Genomic DNA, 17,333 nt, shown 5'->3' with positions numbered 1-17,333 from the left:
ATGGGCGAATAAATTTCGACCCACATTCTTGAAATTTACTCGCTAACCTCAGTTCGATTTTTAAACCGTCACTGCGAGGCTTAGAGGGAGGCCTGAGCGGGTGGAAGCCGTGGCAGCTCGCCGCGGCGAGTTGCCACACGCTTTTCCAACCCACATCCTCCTTAAAAGGGTTCGCTATGACGCTTTTTATACTAAAAATAAGTCGAGCTAAGGTCCCTATTAATTTTAATGTTTACCATGGGCGTTGCCCATGGCTAAGGATGTTACGCCCATTCAGGGTTTTTTATGCTACTTGCCTCTTCCAATTTAACCCGCTTTATCAATGTCGTTTAGTTAAAGAGATTTTCCAATACGGATCGTCCATTGAGAAAATTATGGTTTTAATCCATCGTCTTTTTAAACCGGTATAAAATGGATCCGCCTTGCAGGTATTGGGCGTTAAGAAATTAAAAAGCGGGCGGGCAAAAAGGCAGGCTTGTTTGACAAAATACTAGCCAAAAAGAATATTGGCAGCTAGAAAAGGAGGAGTTTGCCTGCATGAGGGAAGGTTTTAATTTTAGGCCAATACCTGCACACCTGTGCGCCGTGGCGTAGCGGCGGGGTTTTTGGGTTACTTTTTTGACCTGAAGCAAAAAAGTAACAAAGGTAAAGGGATGAAAACCATCTTGGAATTTAACAAGAAAAATAATTAAACCAATATTTCCAGATACACGCTAACTAAACGACATTGCCCGCTTTAGGCATTAGGAATCGTTATGAGAGCTGAAACTACAAGAAAATCAGGCTGTTTGGAGATTGAATCATCCGCCGCGGCGGATGGTGAAATCGAAAACAGCAGCGAAGCGATTGATTTTGTCCGCCGCGGCGGATCAGGTCGTAATAGATAGGCTAGTGCATAATGCGGGTTTAAGCAAAAAATCAGCGCAAATCATAATCATCTGCGTCATCAACGTTCCATCAGTCCTCAGCTTTTCCGCTTGATCCATTATTCACAAATCGCTTAGCGACTTGTGCCTTCGTGGCATTAAAAATGGAGACCACGAAGCCACAAGTCGCCACGACATTTACTTCACAGAAATATCGTATTTATCCAATAATCCCGTTACGGTGGGAAGGGAGAATTTTGCCTTTTTGATCTGGTTCCTTTCTGGGTCAATGGAAAAATTTCGGGCAGTCCTAAAATCCACTTTTTCCAAATTGGCGCCATCAAATACCGCATGAAGCAAGTCACACTCATCGAATGTAGAAGCAGTCAAATCCACCTCCACAAATTCCACTTCATGCATTTTGCAGCTTTTAAAGGTAGTCTGCTTCAGTTTTAAGCCATAAAATGAAGAAAAATCCAGCTGACAATTGATAAAACAAAATGTCAACAAAAAGGCATTGCACTTGTCGAAACGTAGTCCCAGCAGTTTGCAATCAGAAAACTCCACATCCCTAAAACTGGTATTTACCAACTGGGCATTGCTGAAATCACAGCGCTCAAAGGCACATTCCGAAAAAACCGTATCACGGAGATCCACTCCAGCAAACTTGCATCCCACAAAAACACATTCTTCATATTCGCCCGAGGTAAATGACAAGCTAAAATCGTCATCTCGATATTCTTTTCCTTCAAAATAGGTTGTTTGCATATCCAAAAATAATCATTCTCTACTATATTACCTTTTCCCCGACCATGCCCACCATAAAACCCAAACAAGCTGCCATGGCACCCCATTGGTGGTTTTTCATCCGGCTATTTGGGGCAATGTCCTGAAAGAGCAAGTACAAAATCCCTCCGCTGGCAAACACCATCAGGTGCGCCGTCACGTCCGGATAATCCCTGAGCAGAAAATGCCCGGCCATTGCCCCTACGATTCCTGCAAAACTCAGCAAAAACATCAGCGTCAACGTTTTCCTTATGGTAAATCCACTTTCCACCAAATCCCGAAAAGAATTAAAGGCTTCGGGCAGATTTTGCAGGCCTATGAAAATGGCCAAGAGGGTTCCCGTGGAAGGATCACTGGCAAACAATGCCCCCAATGCAATCGACTCTGGAACAAAATCCATGAGCATTGCCAATAGCTGCGCCATTTTGCCCCCCTTTCGCGCCAAGTAGCGGTCGATCAGGAAAAAGACCACCGCCCCCGCACCAAAAGAAAAGAGCATGGGCCACAAGGTCAACTCCTCCAAGCCCTTTGGCACGAGCACCAAGGCCACGGCAGATAGGATAATTCCCCCTCCAAAGGCAATCGCAGCATGTGAAATCTCGTACTTTACTGTCCGCTTTTTAATGTGATTATTAAACGCATTTCCCAAAAGGGCACCGATAAAAACCGTAATGCCCGAAAAGCCGGCGTAAACTAAAATATTACTTACGGTATCCATGGGTATTTCGATTTTCGATTAAGGCAATTAACTTTTAATGACTATCTGCAATGTTGCAGGCAACCAAAGTCACTACTGTTTTTCCTTTATTAAATATAAGCACTGTCGCCCGATAAAATTTCATTTACGCTGAAAACGTAGTTTTAAATGAAAACAGATAAGATTTACTTGATTTCGTAAAACTACCCGTTCTTTGAATTGATGATAAGAAAGTCCCCTTTAGGGGATTTAGGGGCAGATTTGGACGAATTTTTTACTATCATAAATCTTTACTCGGACGACAATAAAATATAAGCATTCACCGTGATTTTTACCTGACCGCAAATCCATTCCTTTTATTAACCCAGGTTCATTGCTCACAACGGATATGATTTAGAACTTTGCCAACACCAAGATTAAATGATATGCTTCCTCTGTATGTTCTACTCATTAGCTTTGCACTTTCCTCCTTCGTGATTTACCTGAGGAGGAAAAAAACCGACTGGCCATTAGCTGGAAGGATCGCCCTCAGCACCATGCTGGTCTTTACCGCCATGGGCCATGTGATGTTTACCTCCGGAATGGCCAAAATGGTTCCGGCATTTATTCCAAGTAAAACAGCCGTAGTGTATTTTACCGGATTGGTTGAAATAGCTGCAGCCATCGGGCTCCACCTTAGATCCACACAAAGACTCACGGGCATGTTATTGCTTATCTTCTTTATACTGATTTTGCCTGCCAATATCAACGCTTCCCTGCAGGAGTTAAATTACAAGACTGGCCAGTCCAACGGTCCCGGCGTGGCATACCTTTGGTTTAGAATTCCCTTTCAGCTCTTCCTTATGATATGGACTTCCTGGTGCGCCATCCGCAAAAAACCATTCCTATTCAAATAAACCACCTCAAAAAGGGGAGGCTTTATGTGATACAGTGAGAAATCCCGATTCGTTTAATCCCTCCCTATTATCTCAAGTGAATGGCAGAAAAAAGACAACAAGTGGTGCCAAAAAACATATAAGCTGATTTAAAATACATATTTTATCCGTAATATTGCCATTTCAAGCTCATCATTAGATTTTAGTGAAATTCAGTCTATATTTACATTAGTTTCATTCCTTTGCAGACAAAAATGTAAGATGCATTTACCACAATAAAGGGGCATGAGGTAGCTAATGTGTGATACGATGTCATTTCCTAAAGGGTGAACTAATAAAATGATTCGTGGCATCTATCAGGAAAAGTTAAGTGGATAGTCAGATATTAATTAATGCGCAAGATGCAATTATAGCCTTCGACCTGAAAGGAAAAGTGGTCTATTGCAATCCATCAAGTTGCAAGTTGTTTGAGTACAAGCGCCATACTCTTTTGGGTATGGAATATGGTAGTTTGATACGTGACAAGCGGATGGAATTTGACCAATTGCGGGAGGCCATTCTTTTTAATGAGCCGCAGGTGTCGACCAAGTTTGACATCCTTTCACAAAGTGAAAAAAAGAAGCTGGTATCAGCCCAGTTTTCGCCTGTGAAGGACAAGGAAGGAAAAATCACCGGCATTTCGGCATTTTTCAGAAAGGTAAACCAATCAGATAAAGTGGCAAGCAAAGCCCAAGCCTTGGTAGAAACCGCTCCAGATGCCATGGTGATCGTCAATTCCCAAGGCCAAATTGTATTGGTAAATGCCCAAACCGAAAACCAATTTGGGTATTCGAAAGAAGAGCTGATCGGAAACGAACTGGAAATGCTCATTCCCGATAAGTACATTGAAAAACACCAACAGAATAGAAAAAATTTCGCCAAACAACCAAAGCCCCGCAGCATGGGCCAAGGCATGGAGCTTTTTGGGAAGCGCAAAGATGGTTCAGTCTTTCCGGTAGAAATTTCCCTCAGCCCGCTCAAGACCGAGGATGGGCTATTCGTGTCTGCCGCTATCAGGAATATTACAGATAGAAAAAAGGCCGAGAATAAATTCAAAGGATTGCTGGAAAGCGCACCCGACGCGATCATTCTCGCCGACAAGCACGGCAATATCCAACTGGCCAATGAGCAGGTCGTAAATATTTTTGGTTATAGCAAAAAGGAACTGATCGGCAACAAAATCGAAATGCTTGTCCCCATGCGCTACCACCACCGCCATACCAACCATCGAGATGAGTTCTTCCATTCTGCGGAAACCCGCCCCATGGCATCGGGCTTGGAGCTCTCTGGAGTACGTAAGTCTGGTGAGGAATTTCCGGTAGAAATCTCACTGAGTCCTTTGGAAACCGAAGATGGAGCAATGGCCATCGCCGTAATCCGGGATACCAGTGAAAAGGCAATCGTCAAAAAAGAGCTTCAGGATTTTAATAAAAAGCTACAGGTCAAAAACAAGGAGCTTGAGCAATTTGCCTTTGTGGCATCACATGACCTTCAGGAGCCATTACAAACGGTGATGAGCTTTACCGAATTTCTGTCGGAAAACTATGGGCCGCATTTTGATGAAACGGGCCGAAAAAGTATGCAATACATCACGGAAGCTACAGGCAGGATGCGCCAGCTCATTAAGGGCCTTCTAGACTATAGTAGGCTTGGAAGGGAGCGAAAACCCGAAATGGTGGATGGCAATTCCTTGATCAGCAACATTAAGGTGGACCTTGGTTCCCAAATAAAAGCGACAAATGCCAAAATCTATGCTGATAATCTACCGCATATAAAAGGCAATTACACGGAACTCCGAATATTGTTCCAAAATATCATCACCAATGCGATCAAATTCCACAAAGAAGGAGTCCCTCCTGAAATCCAGATCAATGTTACCAAAAAGAGCGATCACTGGCTATTTTGTATAAAGGACAATGGAATAGGTATTGAAAAAAAATTTAAAGAACGTATTTTTATAATATTCCAACGTCTTCATGCCAGAAAGTCTTATGACGGGACAGGAATAGGGCTTGCCCACTGCCAAAAGATTGTAGAGCTCCATGGAGGAAAGATATGGGTCCAATCGGAACTGGGACAAGGAAGCTCTTTTCTATTTACTATTCCAATCTAAAAACACCATTATCCTATGAGTAAAAAAATAAAATGCGTTCTGCTGGTTGATGATGATGAACCAACCAACTTCATCAACGAAATCATCCTTAAGCGGACAGGATTCGTCGAAAAAATAGTCCCTGTCCAAAGTGGCATGGCTGCATTGGAATACATAAACAAGGCAGATGGAAATGAAATTCCGCGGCCAGAACTGATTTTCTTGGATATTAACATGCCCGGTATAAGCGGTTGGGATTTTCTGGAAGAATATAAGAAGCTACCCAAACATCAAAAAGCAAAGAATGTCATCGTCATGCTTACGACAAGTCTGAACCCTGATGATGATGAAAAAGCAAAAACTTATCAGGAAATCAGTGAATACCACAGTAAGCCCCTTACTTATGAAAAGATAACAGACATAATTGAAAAGCATTTCTCTGATTTATAGATTATAGGTTTGTTGACTTTAAGTCCTCCGGTTTTGATTGAGGGCAGAAGCCAAGTAAATCGCCTTTAGGTGGTCAGGCCGAGCGGAGTCGAGGCGCTATGTCTAGCCTTGGACTCCCATCATGCTGACATCTCGACATTGATAGCTTAAAAGCGATTTTCCTGGAGCAAATGCCTCAATTATTGTATTATTGGTAATGATGACAGAAAAGGAAAAAATGCTCGCCGGCCAGTTGTACAATACGCTTGATCCCACGCTGATCGCCCAGTACCATAAGGCCAGAAAATTGATCAAAGCTTACAATATCCTGGACTCCGAAAACATGGATGAAAGAAAAACCATTCTCTCCAACCTTCTCGGCAATATGGGAAAGAATGTATGGATAGAAGCACCATTTTACTGCGATTATGGGGAAAACATCCATATCGGCGAGGAGACTTTCGTCAATATGAACTGTACTTTCTTGGACGACAACCTGATCAAAATAGGGAAGAATGGCCTGATCGCCCCTGGCGTACATATCTACACCGCTATCCACCCACTGAAGGCCTCTGACAGAATAAAAAACCCTTCTGAAAGAAATGATGGAGAGCCCATCTATCGCACCGCCAGCAAGCCCGTGACGATCGGTGATAATGTTTGGATTGGCGGAAATGTCTGCATCATGCCAGGAGTGAGCATTGGGGATAATGTGACCATTGGCGCGGGCTCGGTGGTGACCAAAAATATCCCAAGTGATGTGCTTGCCTTTGGCAATCCCTGTAAGGTGATTCGCAATATTTGAGACCTAAAGGGGTGTTTTTGATGACCAAGCGTACATTTTTGTAATTGAATTGACAAAATTCGCCATCATACTGTAAAATGTCATAACGTATTTTGTAAGTATTTAATGGTCATTTTGTATTATTACGTCCAACTTTATAAAATTACTTAAGTCGGAAACCCGCTTTCCTTTGGTAATTTTACTATAACCCGCATTCAATGCCGTTTAGTTAAGGGGATTTCCTTCTTTTCATATACCTAAAAGTCTTTTTCTGATTGACTTTGGCTGGGGAAACCTGATCATCCTGGTGGATTTTATCCTTTTCCTTTGTTACTTTTTTGCTTCAGGTCAAAAAAGTAACCAAAAAACCCCGCCGCTGTGCAGCTATTGGGCTAAAATTAAAACCTCCCCTCATGCAGGCAAACTCCTCCTGTCTAAAGCCAAGCAGGCCTATCAAAAGCCAGGTAAACCTTCTTTAGCTGCCAACATTCTTTTTGGGCAGCCTTTCGTCAAACAAGCCTGCCTTCTTGCCCACCCGCTATTGAATTTCTTAACGCCCAATACCTGCAAGGCGGATCCGATTAATAAGTTTCTTATGGATAAATTATCATCATTATTCCATGTAGTGGTATATTTTCTTAAGTAACCAAGTTGAGCCGGAACTATAAGCCCCCCTGAGCCAAAAAAGGTATCGCTTCCTTATTCCGGCCCTTGGTATGCCTGTTTTCCTGCCGATGGTGGAGGCCGTTAAGAAAGGGAGTTGGCTCGCGTCGTGGAACAGCGAGACCCACTCGCTTTTAGGCCGTAGCCATCGGGTGGAAATTAAAATGGGTGACGGATCCACGTCGCAGTGGAAATCCATGTCCCATTTTAAAGGGCAGACCACCGGCCTAGATTTTTTTCTTTCTTTTTTCATCAATGGAAAAAAGGAAAAGGATAAAATCCACCAAAATGGCCAAAGCCATACAGTTAAAGTCAAATAGAAAAGAAACTCCTAACAGGTGAAAACAGGGAAATGGCCTTAACTAAACGGCATTGAGCCCGCATGATGCACTAGCGTATCTATTGCGAGCTGAAACGGGTTCAAAATTAACACGATATTTCGTATATTAACCTCAGTTCGATTATAAAACCGTCACTGCGAGGCTTAGAGGTAGGCATGAGCGGGTAGAAGCCGTGGCAGCTCGCCGCGGCGAGTTGCCACACCCTTTTCCAACCCACATCCTCCTAAAAAGGGTTCGCTTTTATACTAAAAATAAGTCGAGCTCAAGTTATCACTTTACTAAGCATCATTTTTATATTTAACAAAACGATGAATGCAAATTATGACCCTACGGCAGAAACGGTAAGTTTTGATAATGCAGGCACGGTAAACAAGCAAATGCTTAGGATACAATTCGGCCTCATTCTTTTTATAGGCCTTATCAATGTGTTTTTTGCAAACCATTCCGGTAGCATTTTGAGCATACTTTGGATCGTTTTGTCCGGATTTTGTGGTATCATGCTATTCTGGAGCTTTTTATCCCCGCAGGATCACACCCTTTCCTTCTATTTGAAAGACATCGATAAGATCTATACCACATCCTTTTTGGGATTTAAGACTTTTAAAATAGCGACCAAAGATGGTGAAGAAAAGTCCATCTATACCGTCTGGCCAGGACACTCATCCGATCAATTGGCCGCTTACCTAGCGGGATTAAACATCCGTACGGAATTTAATTGAATAAAGGATCAATAATATGTTTTACCTGAATTTGAAACCTATTATCCGGAAAGCTAAATTTATAATTATCGCTTCCTTTCTACTTGTCAGCAGTTCTATTTCATTCAGGATAAGTGTCCCGATTATGAAGCACTTCCCTTTGTCCTTTTGCCTTGACGCAAAAGGACCAAAAAGTCAAGGCGCCAGCAATGCTTCTTCCCGCATGCCATACGCCGGCTCTCTGCTACGTCGGGCTCACGCGCCTTTTCTAGTAAAATTAGGCCAATGGTAATATAGCAGAAAGAAACTGCATTTGTCCTTTGAAATATCCTTAACGCTATTTTTTAGAAACTAGGGTTTTTAGCCTAACTTACCTTAGCTAAACAGACATTCCCATGCCCCAAAAACCCACATTCTTCTTACTCATCGTCCTTATTTGTGCTTGTAAGCAGCAAAAGGATTTTGACATCATCATCCGCCATGGTCAGGTGATCGACGGCAGTGGAAAGCCTGCATTGATGACAGATGTAGGCATTAATGCGGACACTATCGCGTACATTGGCGAACTATCTGATCAGACAGCAATGCAGGAAATTGACGCCGAAGGACTCGTGGTGGCACCGGGTTTTATCAATATGCTCAGCTGGGCCGTGGAATCGCTGATCGAGGACGGCCGCTCCATGAGCGACATCAAGCAGGGTGTAACGCTCGAAGTTTTTGGCGAAGGCAGTTCCTGGGGACCGCTGACCCCGACCACCCGTCGGGAAATGAAAGCAGACCAAGGCAACATCACCTATGATATTCCTTGGACCACCTTGGGCGAGTACTTGGAGTTTTTGGAGCGCAAAGGCGTATCCGCCAATGTCGCCTCCTTCGTAGGAGCGACCACCCTGCGGGTCAATACGGTCGGCTATGAAGACCGCGCTCCCACACCAGAGGAACTGGACTCCATGAAAATGATGGCGCGTCAAGCGATGGAAGAAGGCGCGCTGGGCATCGGATCATCACTGATCTATGCTCCCGCTTTTTATTCCAGTACTGAAGAGTTAATCGCACTTTGTAAAGTGGCCTCTGAATACGATGGGATGTATATCTCCCATTTGCGTAGCGAAGGAAACAAACTGTTGGAAAGCTTGAATGAATTGATAAAAATTGCTAGTGAAGCGAATATACGCGCAGAAGTTTACCATCTAAAACAAAGCGGATCTACCAATTGGAACAAGCTGGATGCGGTGATCAGCAAGATCGATTCTGCCAGAAATGCTGGCCTCCACATCACCACAGACATGTACACCTATACCGCCGGTGCCACGGGCCTGGATGCCGCCATGCCGCCGTGGGTACAAGAAGGCGGATATGATGCCTGGGCAAAGCGGCTCCAAGATCCTAAGATCCGCAAAAAAGTCCTGCAAGAAATGAAAAGCCCTGCCACCACATGGGAAAGTTTGATGCAAGCCGCTGGCTCGGCAGACAAGATGATCCTGGTGGGCTTCAAAAATGATAGCCTGAAACACCTTACTGGAAAAACGCTGGCAGAAGTGGCAACACTTAGAGGCAAATCCCCCGAAGAAACGGCCATGGACTTGGTAGTGGAAGACGGCAGCCGCGTAGGAACCGTCTATTTCCTGATGGATGAAAAGAATGTCCAAAAACAGCTCCAGCTACCTTGGATGAGTTTTGGCTCTGATGCCCAGTCTATGGCCAATGAGGGTGTTTTCCTGAAATCCAGTACACATCCACGAGCTTATGGCAACTTCGCCAAGCTGCTGGGAAAATATGTCCGTGAGGAAAACGTCATTTCTTTGGAAGAAGCTATCCATAAATTGACCCACTTGCCTTCTACCAACCTCCGGATAAAGAAAAGGGGGCTGCTAAAGCAAGGATATTATGCAGATTTGGCTATTTTTGATCCTCAAAAAATTGAGGACAGGGCAACTTTTGACAAACCACACCAATATGCGGAAGGAATGGTCCATGTTCTGGTAAACGGTCAGCAGGTCCTTCGCCATGGGGAACATACCGGTGCCTTTCCTGGCAGGGTAGTCCGTGGACCGGGTTGGAAAGGCCACCACTAATAATCTACTTATCACGACAATTACCAAATGGAACCAAAGTATAAAATCATCTCCTTACGGCCGGAAGACACATGGGATCTTCGCCATCGCGTGATGTGGCCGGATCAGCCAATTGACTATGTGAAGCTGGATGAAGACCGACACGGTCAGCATTTTGGGTTGATAGAAGGGGATAAAATCCTCGCCGTCATCTCAACGTTTGTTAAAGATGGCCAGGCACAGTTTAGAAAATTTGCTACTGAAACCTCCCAGCAGGGAAAGGGCTTAGGAAGTATGTTGCTTCGCCATGTCATCACTTATCTGGAAAAGGAAGGAGTAGATCGTATTTGGTGCAATGCCCGGGCGGACAAAACCGCTTTCTATGAAAAATTTGGGCTTGAAAAGACCCCACAAACTTTTGTTAAAGGAGGCATTGACTATATCATCATGGAGAAAACAACGGTAAAAATTTCAGAAAATCGTGATTTTACCATAGAAGACCTGCTACCACTCTACCGACAAAACGGCTGGAGCTCGGCAAATAAACCTTCTGTTCTTTTCAATGCCCTTACCCATTCGGATAGCGTGGTCACTGCCTGGAAAAATGACCAATTGGTAGGGCTGGGCAATGCCCTTTCGGATGGGCATTTGGTCGTTTATTTTCCCCATTTACTGGTATTGCCCAGTCATCAAGGCAAAGGCATCGGCCGAATGATTATGGATAAGATGATGGAAAAATACGAAGGATTCCACATGCAAATGCTCACAGCTGATGTCGGGGCAGAGCAATTCTACGAGAAAATGGGGTTTCAGCGTGCAGGTAAGACCGTCCCCATGTGGAAATATGAAGGAAAGGAACATTAACCTTCAGTGCTAAACTGCCTATTTCGGGTTCGGATTTATTGCTTAAATTGTATATTGATAGTGCACTTTCTTACGAACTACCACATTATCCGCGGATTTACGGATAATCGTAATGGAAACATCAAAAAACCAAGGACTTCGTTCAATTGTTCATAGACGCCAAAAGCATGAAATTATCGAATCAAACAATCACTTCGGGAAAGATTATCTGTCTCCTACTGTTGTTTTATGCTCAAGCATGTACCTCCGTTCGCCTGATCAGTGAATACGACCCCATCACGGACGAAAAGGTAACGGAACTTGAAGAAAAGGTAGCAGCATATTTTGTCCGGTTGGAGCGAAGTATCGACACCGATGAGGCAGCTTATGAACATTACCAAACATTCTTTGATGAAGCCAAAGTGGACCTGAACACCTTGGCAGTAAGAGCAGCTGCAGTGGACAAAAACCGCATTGTCCAGGAGCAGGTGCAGGAACTGCAAAACATGCTGTCCAACCTTGAGGCTTTGCACAAGATGGGATTTGCATCTGCCGAACAACTGCCTCCATTGAAATCCGCCTTTAACTCAGCCTTTACGGCCATCATCCGTCTGCAAATGGCCCTCAAACGTGGAGAAAAGTACGAAAATTGATAAACCCATCCCATTATGCCCGACATCAACACACAGGAAATTTTCGAAAAAATGGTCACCGCTGCCCAAGGTGTCCTGAGCAACCACTGGGAAGAAGCCAAACCCTTTGCGGAAAATGAACTAAAAGTACTGGCCAACAATCTCAAATTGATCGGTGAGCTGAAACTCCAGGGAAAAATCACCGAAGAGCAAGCCAAACACTACTTAGAAATCCAAAAAAGCAGTGCCCGCATCGTCTTACTGACCATCGAAGGCCTGGGCATATTAGCCGTGGAAGGGGCCATTAATGCCGCACTGGACGTGGTCAAGGCCACGGTCAATACAGCACTGGGTTGGAATTTGATATAGATCCTAATGCCTTTTTTTTAAATATTCAATGTTTTTCGTTTTAACTTGAATTTTTAGATTTGAAAAAATTATGTTCTACCAAAGGCACAGTATGTTTCCATTTATCTAGAAAAGCGCATCACTGTAAACTCCCGCTCTACTTCTTCCATCGCTTTGCTCTTGACGGTTTCGGTCACATCGGACTGTTCCAAAGGCACCAAACCTACCGCTGCCATCAGCTCTATGACATCCTCATCATCGTAAAAGGTAAACCCATATTGGGCAAAAGGCAGGTTTTCCATAAACCGCTTCTGCGCAAAGGCAATCACCAAGCTTCCTTCATCAGCCAACAACCGTTTTAACTCCATCGCGGTTTTCTTCGGTTCGCTCCAAAAATAAATGGTATTGACCGTAAAAATCTTATCGAAAATACCCGACTCAAATGGAGCACTCTCTCCATCATATAGGTAAAACGCCGTTTTTCCTTTATCAACCCATAGGGCGTTATGCTTCTTGGCTTCAAGGTGCATGAGTTCTGAAACTTCCAGACCGGTATAATGCAGGTTTTCCTGCTCCTCCAAAAGCTGGCTCACATGCATTGCACTCCCATGTCCCAGCTCCAGCACCCTATCACCACTTTCCAAATGAAGCAGCTCAATGGCCTTTTCAGTCATGGAAATATTGGACTCATGCATGGTTGCGGCCACATCAATGCCCATCTCCCCTTTTGGATGGCTGAGCTGAGCAGCAATGGCCTTGAGTTCTTCTTCGGTAAATGACTTTTCCATAGGTGAATAAAGTTAGAAAATAAAGTTGATTTTAGCGCATAGCACTAGCCCATAACCAGTGCAAACGCATTTAAAAAGAATGTTCCTATTTGCATTTATAGCTGCCGTTCCTATGGAACTTACCCTTTTGTGTGTAATCATTTTTGGTGCAGGTTGTCACCTGCACCTTCTATATGACCCTCCGCCAAAGGCGGATTAGGCAGAATAGTCAGGGATCAAGCCATATTTCTGGGGGGCTTTACTGCAAGGAGGCATTACAAATGCCTTTCTCAGCAGTTCGCATTTCAAATGCGGAACTAGAGATAGCTGCGACGGCTCGTACGATCCAAATCAACTCATCATCATTTCAGCCTATCCCACCATTCGGCAATCTAGGGTCAAGCCAAACCTAATCCTACGTGTAATCCGGTGTGTTTTTTGGCCTATCTCTATGTTGCAAAAAGACTTCCTTAGCTACGGCTAGGAGCGTTTTTTGCGCCTTGATCTCGTCCAAAATCCACTACCGCCTTACCCGTCATTTAAGCGTTGACTTGCCCCTAGGCTACTGCGGTTTCCAATGTACAAATCGGGGCAAAGTGCCAGCGGCACGATAAATTTTGTAACCTGCGGATAAATCCGCAGGAGCTTAAGCGCTCCTCAACCTCCCGAAGGAGTGCCAGCGGCACGGATGATAGCTATGCCTACACCAAAATTATTTCCTTTCAAAACACTAAACGCGTTTGCCCAGAACCCACAACCCGGGTTCAATACCGATTAGTTAAGGGTATTTCCCTTTTTTTGCGCTAAGAGATCTTTTTTATGTTTGATTTTTGTCGCGGAACGTTAATTGTTTTAATGAATCTTATTCTTCGATCATATGCTTTTTTACCAGTAGATTTTTTTTTCACCTGAAGGAAAAAAGTAACAAGGCAACGAGATGAAAGCCAAGCAAGAATTTGACATGAAAAGTAATAGTTACCCATAGTAAATCAAATAAAGCTATTCTGTGGTTTCTGTGAGCACCTGTTTAATAAGTCAAGAATAGGTTTCTATTAGTCGAAATTAAATCGGGGTTCTTCGTCTTTTTGTAGTTACTTTGTACTTGGTAGGGTGAATGGTTCATACCCTTTTTAGCTATGAAAACACGCATTTTTAAACTGGTTATGTTTATGGCCTGCTTGGGGGCTTGCCAGCAGACCAAACCGCCTGCTGTCTCCTTTTACTATTGGAAAACAGCCTTTAATTTAAATCACACAGAAGCCAACACCATCAAGGCCAATCAGGTCAAGAAACTTTATGTGAGGTATTTTGATGTGGCGCTAAGTGCTGATGGCCTGCCGTATCCTGTCAGTGAAGTGAACCTCGGCCATTTTCCCGATACATTGGAAATCGTTCCGGTCGTGTACATCAAAAATGAAGTGATGCTATCTTCTAATTTGGATGTGGCCGAACTGGCAAAAAAGATTAATAGCTATGTCAATTCATTATCAGCCAACAGCCAGCTTTCCTATCAGGAGATCCAGGTTGACTGCGACTGGAGCCTAAAGAGCCGTGACCATTTTATGGCCTTTATCGACGAATTGGGCAAGATCACGGATAAAACCCTGTCTGCCACCATCCGTCTCCACCAAATCAAATACGCCCAAAAGACCAAAGTTCCGAATGTGGACTATGGCGTGCTGATGTATTACAACATGGGAGAAATCAATGCCAGCAACGCCAGCTCCATCTACGATAAGACCATCGCTGATCTTTATACCTATACTTTGGGGGATTATCCTTTGCCCCTGAAGGTGGCAATGCCGATATTTGGTTGGGGAATCCATCTCCGAAATGGTCAGGTCGTGGGACTTAGACCAAAAGTGACCGCCTCAGCACTAACAATGGATGCTGGCTTTGCAGCCCTCAAGCCCAATTTCTTTGAGGTGAAAAAAGATATGCTGCGCAATGGAACCTATTACCGGAAAGGTGATGTAATGAAAATCGAAGCCGTATCCCAAGTACAATTACTGGAAATGGCCGAGGATCTGGGGAATTATATGAAGGTGGACGAAATTATTTTTTTTGACCTTGACTCACTGAACTTAAGAAACTATGAAAAAGATATCTTTGCCCAAATTAGGGCTGCTTTTTAGTGGCAGTTTGTTATTGACATATTTGGTGGTGAAAGCCTGCGGTGGCTATTATGACATCCTTGCCTCCAATTTTACCCCCGAAATCTACGTGGACAAAAGCTATGAGCCACTGCTATTGGAAGAAAATTTCTTCTTTTATGACGGAATGGACGATGAACATAATGGTCGATTTAACGATAAAATCGTCAAAGATTGGTCCGGGTATCTGGACTCATCAGTTCCCGATTTTGCAGTAGATTCTTTGTTGCTGCAGGCAGATGCTACACTTATCAGTGAACTCAATCATGCCGAACATACCACGCCTTCAGGTTTACCTTCTTGGACAAAATCAATCGACCTAACAAGTCAAAAGACCAAGGATTTTCTTACCTTTTTGGCATTGGCCAAGCAGGTAGAAACGGCCTCACTCAATAGCGGGTATAGCTACTGGGAACCTAAGGAAACCCACCCATTGACAGATGGAGAATTATTTCAGCAACTCCAAAAGCAATATGAAAATGCAACGGATGAGTTTTTGAAACAGCGATATTGGTTTCAGGTCATAAAAGCCTATTTCTACAGTGCTTCTGACCAAGAAAAAGTGATCACATTTTTTGACCAAACGGCATCATCTATGCCCAAAAACACACTTTATTACAGGGCATTGGCCTACAAGGCAGGCGTCTATTACCGCCAAAAGGCCTTTAGCGAATCCAACCTGTATTATGCCCAGGTGTTTAACGAATGCGCTTCCCTCCAAAAGGTAGCGATCTTCAGTTACCATCCGCAGGATTCAGTGGTTTTTGTACAGGAAACGCTACCGCTTGCCAAATCCTCAGCTGAACAAACCACGCTTTGGGCCTTGCAGGGCTATTATACCAGTGAGAAAGAGGCTATTCGAAATATCTTTGCGCTGGAACCTACAAGCCCCCACCTTAATTTTCTGCTTACACGCCTGATCAATCATCATGAGCGATATGTCAAAGACCCTAACTATAATCCGGAAAGCTATCGCGGTTACACGGATTTTGATGAGTATAAAAAACAGCAACACGAAGAACTTAACAGTAGTGGACTGGAATTGGTGGCTGACATTGCCCAATCGGGAAAGACTGAAAATCCCTTTCTTTGGAGCATTTCCCACGGGTATTTGCTGACGTTAAATGATCGATTTGACGACGCTGAAAGAGCTTTTGCCAAAGCCGAAGATCACTTGCCCGAGACACAGCTGGCCCGAAACCAATTGCGCCTATTACGGCTGATCAACCAGCTCAACATGCTGGAAAATCCAGTTGCAGATCAGTTGGATGCCTTGGTAGCTGAGCTAAACTGGCTTTATTTCGAGCTGCCTGCTCAAAAATATCCCAATAGCGATGTCTTCCGCTATGAAAATGCCCAATCATGGAGTAAAAAATACCTATCACTGCTCTTTGCCAAAGGAGAAAATAGGCTTATGAGTGAATTGTTTTCGAACAGTTATGCAGGGTATTTTTATGGGTATGATAACCAGTCCACCTATTTTGACCAAGCAAAGAATACGGAAAAATTGAAGCAATTTCTCCTCTCCGATACCCATACCGGAATAGAACAAATTGGTAAAAAGCTTTATCCAATCACACTAAATGACGTCTATTATTATGAAACCATCAAGGCGCTCTTTGCCAATCGTGTCGATGAAGCCTTGCAGATTTATGAAGATCAGGAGTTTGCAAAGCTGTTCCCTGCCAACCCATTCAATGCCCATATTTGGGATAATCATGATGCTGAGCATGCTCTGGGCAAGAGCTATCCCATGGGCAAATTCCTGAAAACGGTAAAGTTGATGCAGGAAAAACTGGCCAAGCAGGAAGAAGTCTATCAGAACAGCCTTTTGCTGGGCAATGCCTTTTATAATATCACGCACTATGGCAATGTGCGGGCTTATCAATCCGATATTATAGGCTATTCCTACAGTCCATATGGTTTCAGTCCCACCCAGCGCCGCATGATCACCGATTGCTCAACGGCCAAAATGTATTACCAAAAAGCTTTTGATGCGGCCACCACCCGCGAACAAAAAGCCAAATGCACGTACATGATGGCAAAGTGTGAGAGAAATGCCTACTATTACGAAAAAAACTACAGCAAATACGCCAACGAATGGTCCGAAGAGGATGACGATGTAGATTTTATCGCCTGGGAAGGTTTCCAAAAATTACACAACGAATACTCAGACACCCAATATTACCAAGAGGTGATCGAGGAATGCGGGTATTTCAGAACGTATGTGGAGAGGGAATAACGCTAGCTTATATTAAATGGGGGA

16 protein-coding genes are annotated in these 17,333 nt (G+C 43.8%); 13 read left to right on the top strand and 3 right to left on the bottom strand.

The genetic code is table 11. The annotated features are described in order from the left end of the window. Nucleotides 1-1,064 precede the first annotated feature (1,064 nt). Together FDP09_RS05245 and FDP09_RS05240 are read right to left on the bottom strand one after the other, a co-directional pair. Nucleotides 1,065-1,634 (bottom strand): pentapeptide repeat-containing protein, encoded by a 570-nt coding sequence (locus FDP09_RS05245; RefSeq protein ID WP_137401647.1) that lies wholly within the window; start codon nucleotides 1,632-1,634, stop codon nucleotides 1,065-1,067. Nucleotides 1,635-1,656: 22 nt separating this feature from the next. Beyond that, entirely contained in the window at nucleotides 1,657-2,370 is a 714-nt protein-coding gene (locus FDP09_RS05240; RefSeq protein ID WP_137401646.1) for a ZIP family metal transporter, read from the bottom strand. Between the two features lie 404 nt (nucleotides 2,371-2,774). Here FDP09_RS05240 and FDP09_RS05235 point away from each other — a divergent pair, with 404 nt between their 5' ends. The 11 genes from FDP09_RS05235 to FDP09_RS05185 all read left to right on the top strand — a co-directional run bounded on the left by FDP09_RS05235 (nucleotide 2,775) and on the right by FDP09_RS05185 (nucleotide 12,168). Beyond that, the gene (locus FDP09_RS05235; protein ID WP_137401645.1) at nucleotides 2,775-3,245 is read left to right on the top strand and encodes a DoxX family protein; all 471 of its coding nucleotides are present in this window, start codon (nucleotides 2,775-2,777) and stop codon (nucleotides 3,243-3,245) included. A 349-nt stretch (nucleotides 3,246-3,594) separates the two neighbouring features. Beyond that, entirely contained in the window at nucleotides 3,595-5,376 is a 1,782-nt protein-coding gene (locus FDP09_RS05230) for a PAS domain S-box protein (RefSeq protein ID WP_137401644.1), read from the top strand. A 15-nt stretch (nucleotides 5,377-5,391) separates the two neighbouring features. After that, the gene (locus FDP09_RS05225; protein ID WP_137401643.1) at nucleotides 5,392-5,805 is read left to right on the top strand and encodes a response regulator; all 414 of its coding nucleotides are present in this window, start codon (nucleotides 5,392-5,394) and stop codon (nucleotides 5,803-5,805) included. Nucleotides 5,806-6,001: 196 nt separating this feature from the next. Then, complete coding sequence (locus tag FDP09_RS05220) at nucleotides 6,002-6,589, top strand: sugar O-acetyltransferase (protein ID WP_308421003.1); 588 nt, start codon at nucleotides 6,002-6,004, stop codon at nucleotides 6,587-6,589. 286 nt (nucleotides 6,590-6,875) lie between these two features. Next, nucleotides 6,876-7,214: a hypothetical protein gene (locus FDP09_RS05215; protein WP_137401642.1), complete on the top strand. Its 339-nt coding sequence runs from the start codon at nucleotides 6,876-6,878 to the stop codon at nucleotides 7,212-7,214. A 70-nt stretch (nucleotides 7,215-7,284) separates the two neighbouring features. Beyond that, nucleotides 7,285-7,551 carry a hypothetical protein gene (locus tag FDP09_RS05210; protein WP_137401641.1) on the top strand — a complete coding sequence of 89 codons (267 nt, stop codon included), beginning with the start codon at nucleotides 7,285-7,287 and terminating at the stop codon, nucleotides 7,549-7,551. A gap of 329 nt (nucleotides 7,552-7,880) precedes the next feature. After that, complete coding sequence (locus FDP09_RS05205; protein ID WP_137401640.1) at nucleotides 7,881-8,291, top strand: hypothetical protein; 411 nt, start codon at nucleotides 7,881-7,883, stop codon at nucleotides 8,289-8,291. A 374-nt stretch (nucleotides 8,292-8,665) separates the two neighbouring features. Further along, nucleotides 8,666-10,345 carry an N-acyl-D-amino-acid deacylase family protein gene (locus FDP09_RS05200; protein ID WP_137401639.1) on the top strand — a complete coding sequence of 560 codons (1,680 nt, stop codon included), beginning with the start codon at nucleotides 8,666-8,668 and terminating at the stop codon, nucleotides 10,343-10,345. 27 nt (nucleotides 10,346-10,372) lie between these two features. Then, entirely contained in the window at nucleotides 10,373-11,188 is an 816-nt protein-coding gene (locus FDP09_RS23975) for a GNAT family N-acetyltransferase (protein ID WP_229683358.1), read from the top strand. A gap of 167 nt (nucleotides 11,189-11,355) precedes the next feature. Next, nucleotides 11,356-11,820, top strand: coding sequence for a hypothetical protein (locus FDP09_RS05190; protein ID WP_137401638.1), 465 nt, complete (start codon nucleotides 11,356-11,358; stop codon nucleotides 11,818-11,820). Between the two features lie 15 nt (nucleotides 11,821-11,835). Further along, a complete protein-coding gene (locus FDP09_RS05185; RefSeq protein WP_137401637.1) occupies nucleotides 11,836-12,168 on the top strand; it encodes a hypothetical protein in 333 nt (110 codons plus the stop codon). A 101-nt stretch (nucleotides 12,169-12,269) separates the two neighbouring features. Here the strand turns inward: FDP09_RS05185 and FDP09_RS05180 are convergent, their stop codons facing one another. Next, nucleotides 12,270-12,935 carry a class I SAM-dependent methyltransferase gene (locus tag FDP09_RS05180; RefSeq protein WP_137401636.1) on the bottom strand — a complete coding sequence of 222 codons (666 nt, stop codon included), beginning with the start codon at nucleotides 12,933-12,935 and terminating at the stop codon, nucleotides 12,270-12,272. Between the two features lie 1,115 nt (nucleotides 12,936-14,050). Between FDP09_RS05180 and FDP09_RS05175 the strand changes: the two genes are divergently transcribed. Both FDP09_RS05175 and FDP09_RS05170 read left to right on the top strand, forming a co-directional pair. Beyond that, the gene (locus tag FDP09_RS05175; protein ID WP_137401635.1) at nucleotides 14,051-15,049 is read left to right on the top strand and encodes a hypothetical protein; all 999 of its coding nucleotides are present in this window, start codon (nucleotides 14,051-14,053) and stop codon (nucleotides 15,047-15,049) included. Next, nucleotides 15,009-17,309, top strand: coding sequence for a hypothetical protein (locus FDP09_RS05170; RefSeq protein WP_137401634.1), 2,301 nt, complete (start codon nucleotides 15,009-15,011; stop codon nucleotides 17,307-17,309). The genes FDP09_RS05175 and FDP09_RS05170 overlap by 41 nt, the downstream gene beginning before the upstream one ends. The last annotated feature ends 24 nt before the right edge of the window (nucleotides 17,310-17,333 follow it).

Origin of the sequence: Echinicola rosea (assembly GCF_005281475.1) — a bacterium.
Lineage (GTDB): Bacteria > Bacteroidota > Bacteroidia > Cytophagales > Cyclobacteriaceae > Echinicola > Echinicola rosea.
The sequence above is the reverse complement of the archived record's forward strand: the minus strand, read 5'-3'. Positions and strand labels throughout refer to the sequence as shown.

Excerpts from the sequence above, each read along its gene's own strand:
- FDP09_RS05200 (WP_137401639.1), top strand. The coding sequence starts at position 8,666 with ATGCCCCAAAAACCCACATTCTTCTTACTCATCGTCCTTATTTGTGCT.
- FDP09_RS05235 (WP_137401645.1), top strand. The coding sequence starts at position 2,775 with ATGCTTCCTCTGTATGTTCTACTCATTAGCTTTGCACTTTCCTCCTTC.
- FDP09_RS05175 (WP_137401635.1), top strand. The coding sequence starts at position 14,051 with ATGAAAACACGCATTTTTAAACTGGTTATGTTTATGGCCTGCTTGGGG.
- FDP09_RS05185 (WP_137401637.1), top strand. The coding sequence starts at position 11,836 with ATGCCCGACATCAACACACAGGAAATTTTCGAAAAAATGGTCACCGCT.
- FDP09_RS05240 (WP_137401646.1), bottom strand. The coding sequence starts at position 2,370 with ATGGATACCGTAAGTAATATTTTAGTTTACGCCGGCTTTTCGGGCATT.
- FDP09_RS05220 (WP_308421003.1), top strand. The coding sequence starts at position 6,002 with ATGATGACAGAAAAGGAAAAAATGCTCGCCGGCCAGTTGTACAATACG.
- FDP09_RS05170 (WP_137401634.1), top strand. The coding sequence starts at position 15,009 with ATGAAAAAGATATCTTTGCCCAAATTAGGGCTGCTTTTTAGTGGCAGT.
- FDP09_RS05180 (WP_137401636.1), bottom strand. The coding sequence starts at position 12,935 with ATGGAAAAGTCATTTACCGAAGAAGAACTCAAGGCCATTGCTGCTCAG.
- FDP09_RS05190 (WP_137401638.1), top strand. The coding sequence starts at position 11,356 with ATGAAATTATCGAATCAAACAATCACTTCGGGAAAGATTATCTGTCTC.
- FDP09_RS05245 (WP_137401647.1), bottom strand. The coding sequence starts at position 1,634 with ATGCAAACAACCTATTTTGAAGGAAAAGAATATCGAGATGACGATTTT.
- FDP09_RS23975 (WP_229683358.1), top strand. The coding sequence starts at position 10,373 with ATGGAACCAAAGTATAAAATCATCTCCTTACGGCCGGAAGACACATGG.
- FDP09_RS05205 (WP_137401640.1), top strand. The coding sequence starts at position 7,881 with ATGAATGCAAATTATGACCCTACGGCAGAAACGGTAAGTTTTGATAAT.
- FDP09_RS05210 (WP_137401641.1), top strand. The coding sequence starts at position 7,285 with ATGCCTGTTTTCCTGCCGATGGTGGAGGCCGTTAAGAAAGGGAGTTGG.
- FDP09_RS05225 (WP_137401643.1), top strand. The coding sequence starts at position 5,392 with ATGAGTAAAAAAATAAAATGCGTTCTGCTGGTTGATGATGATGAACCA.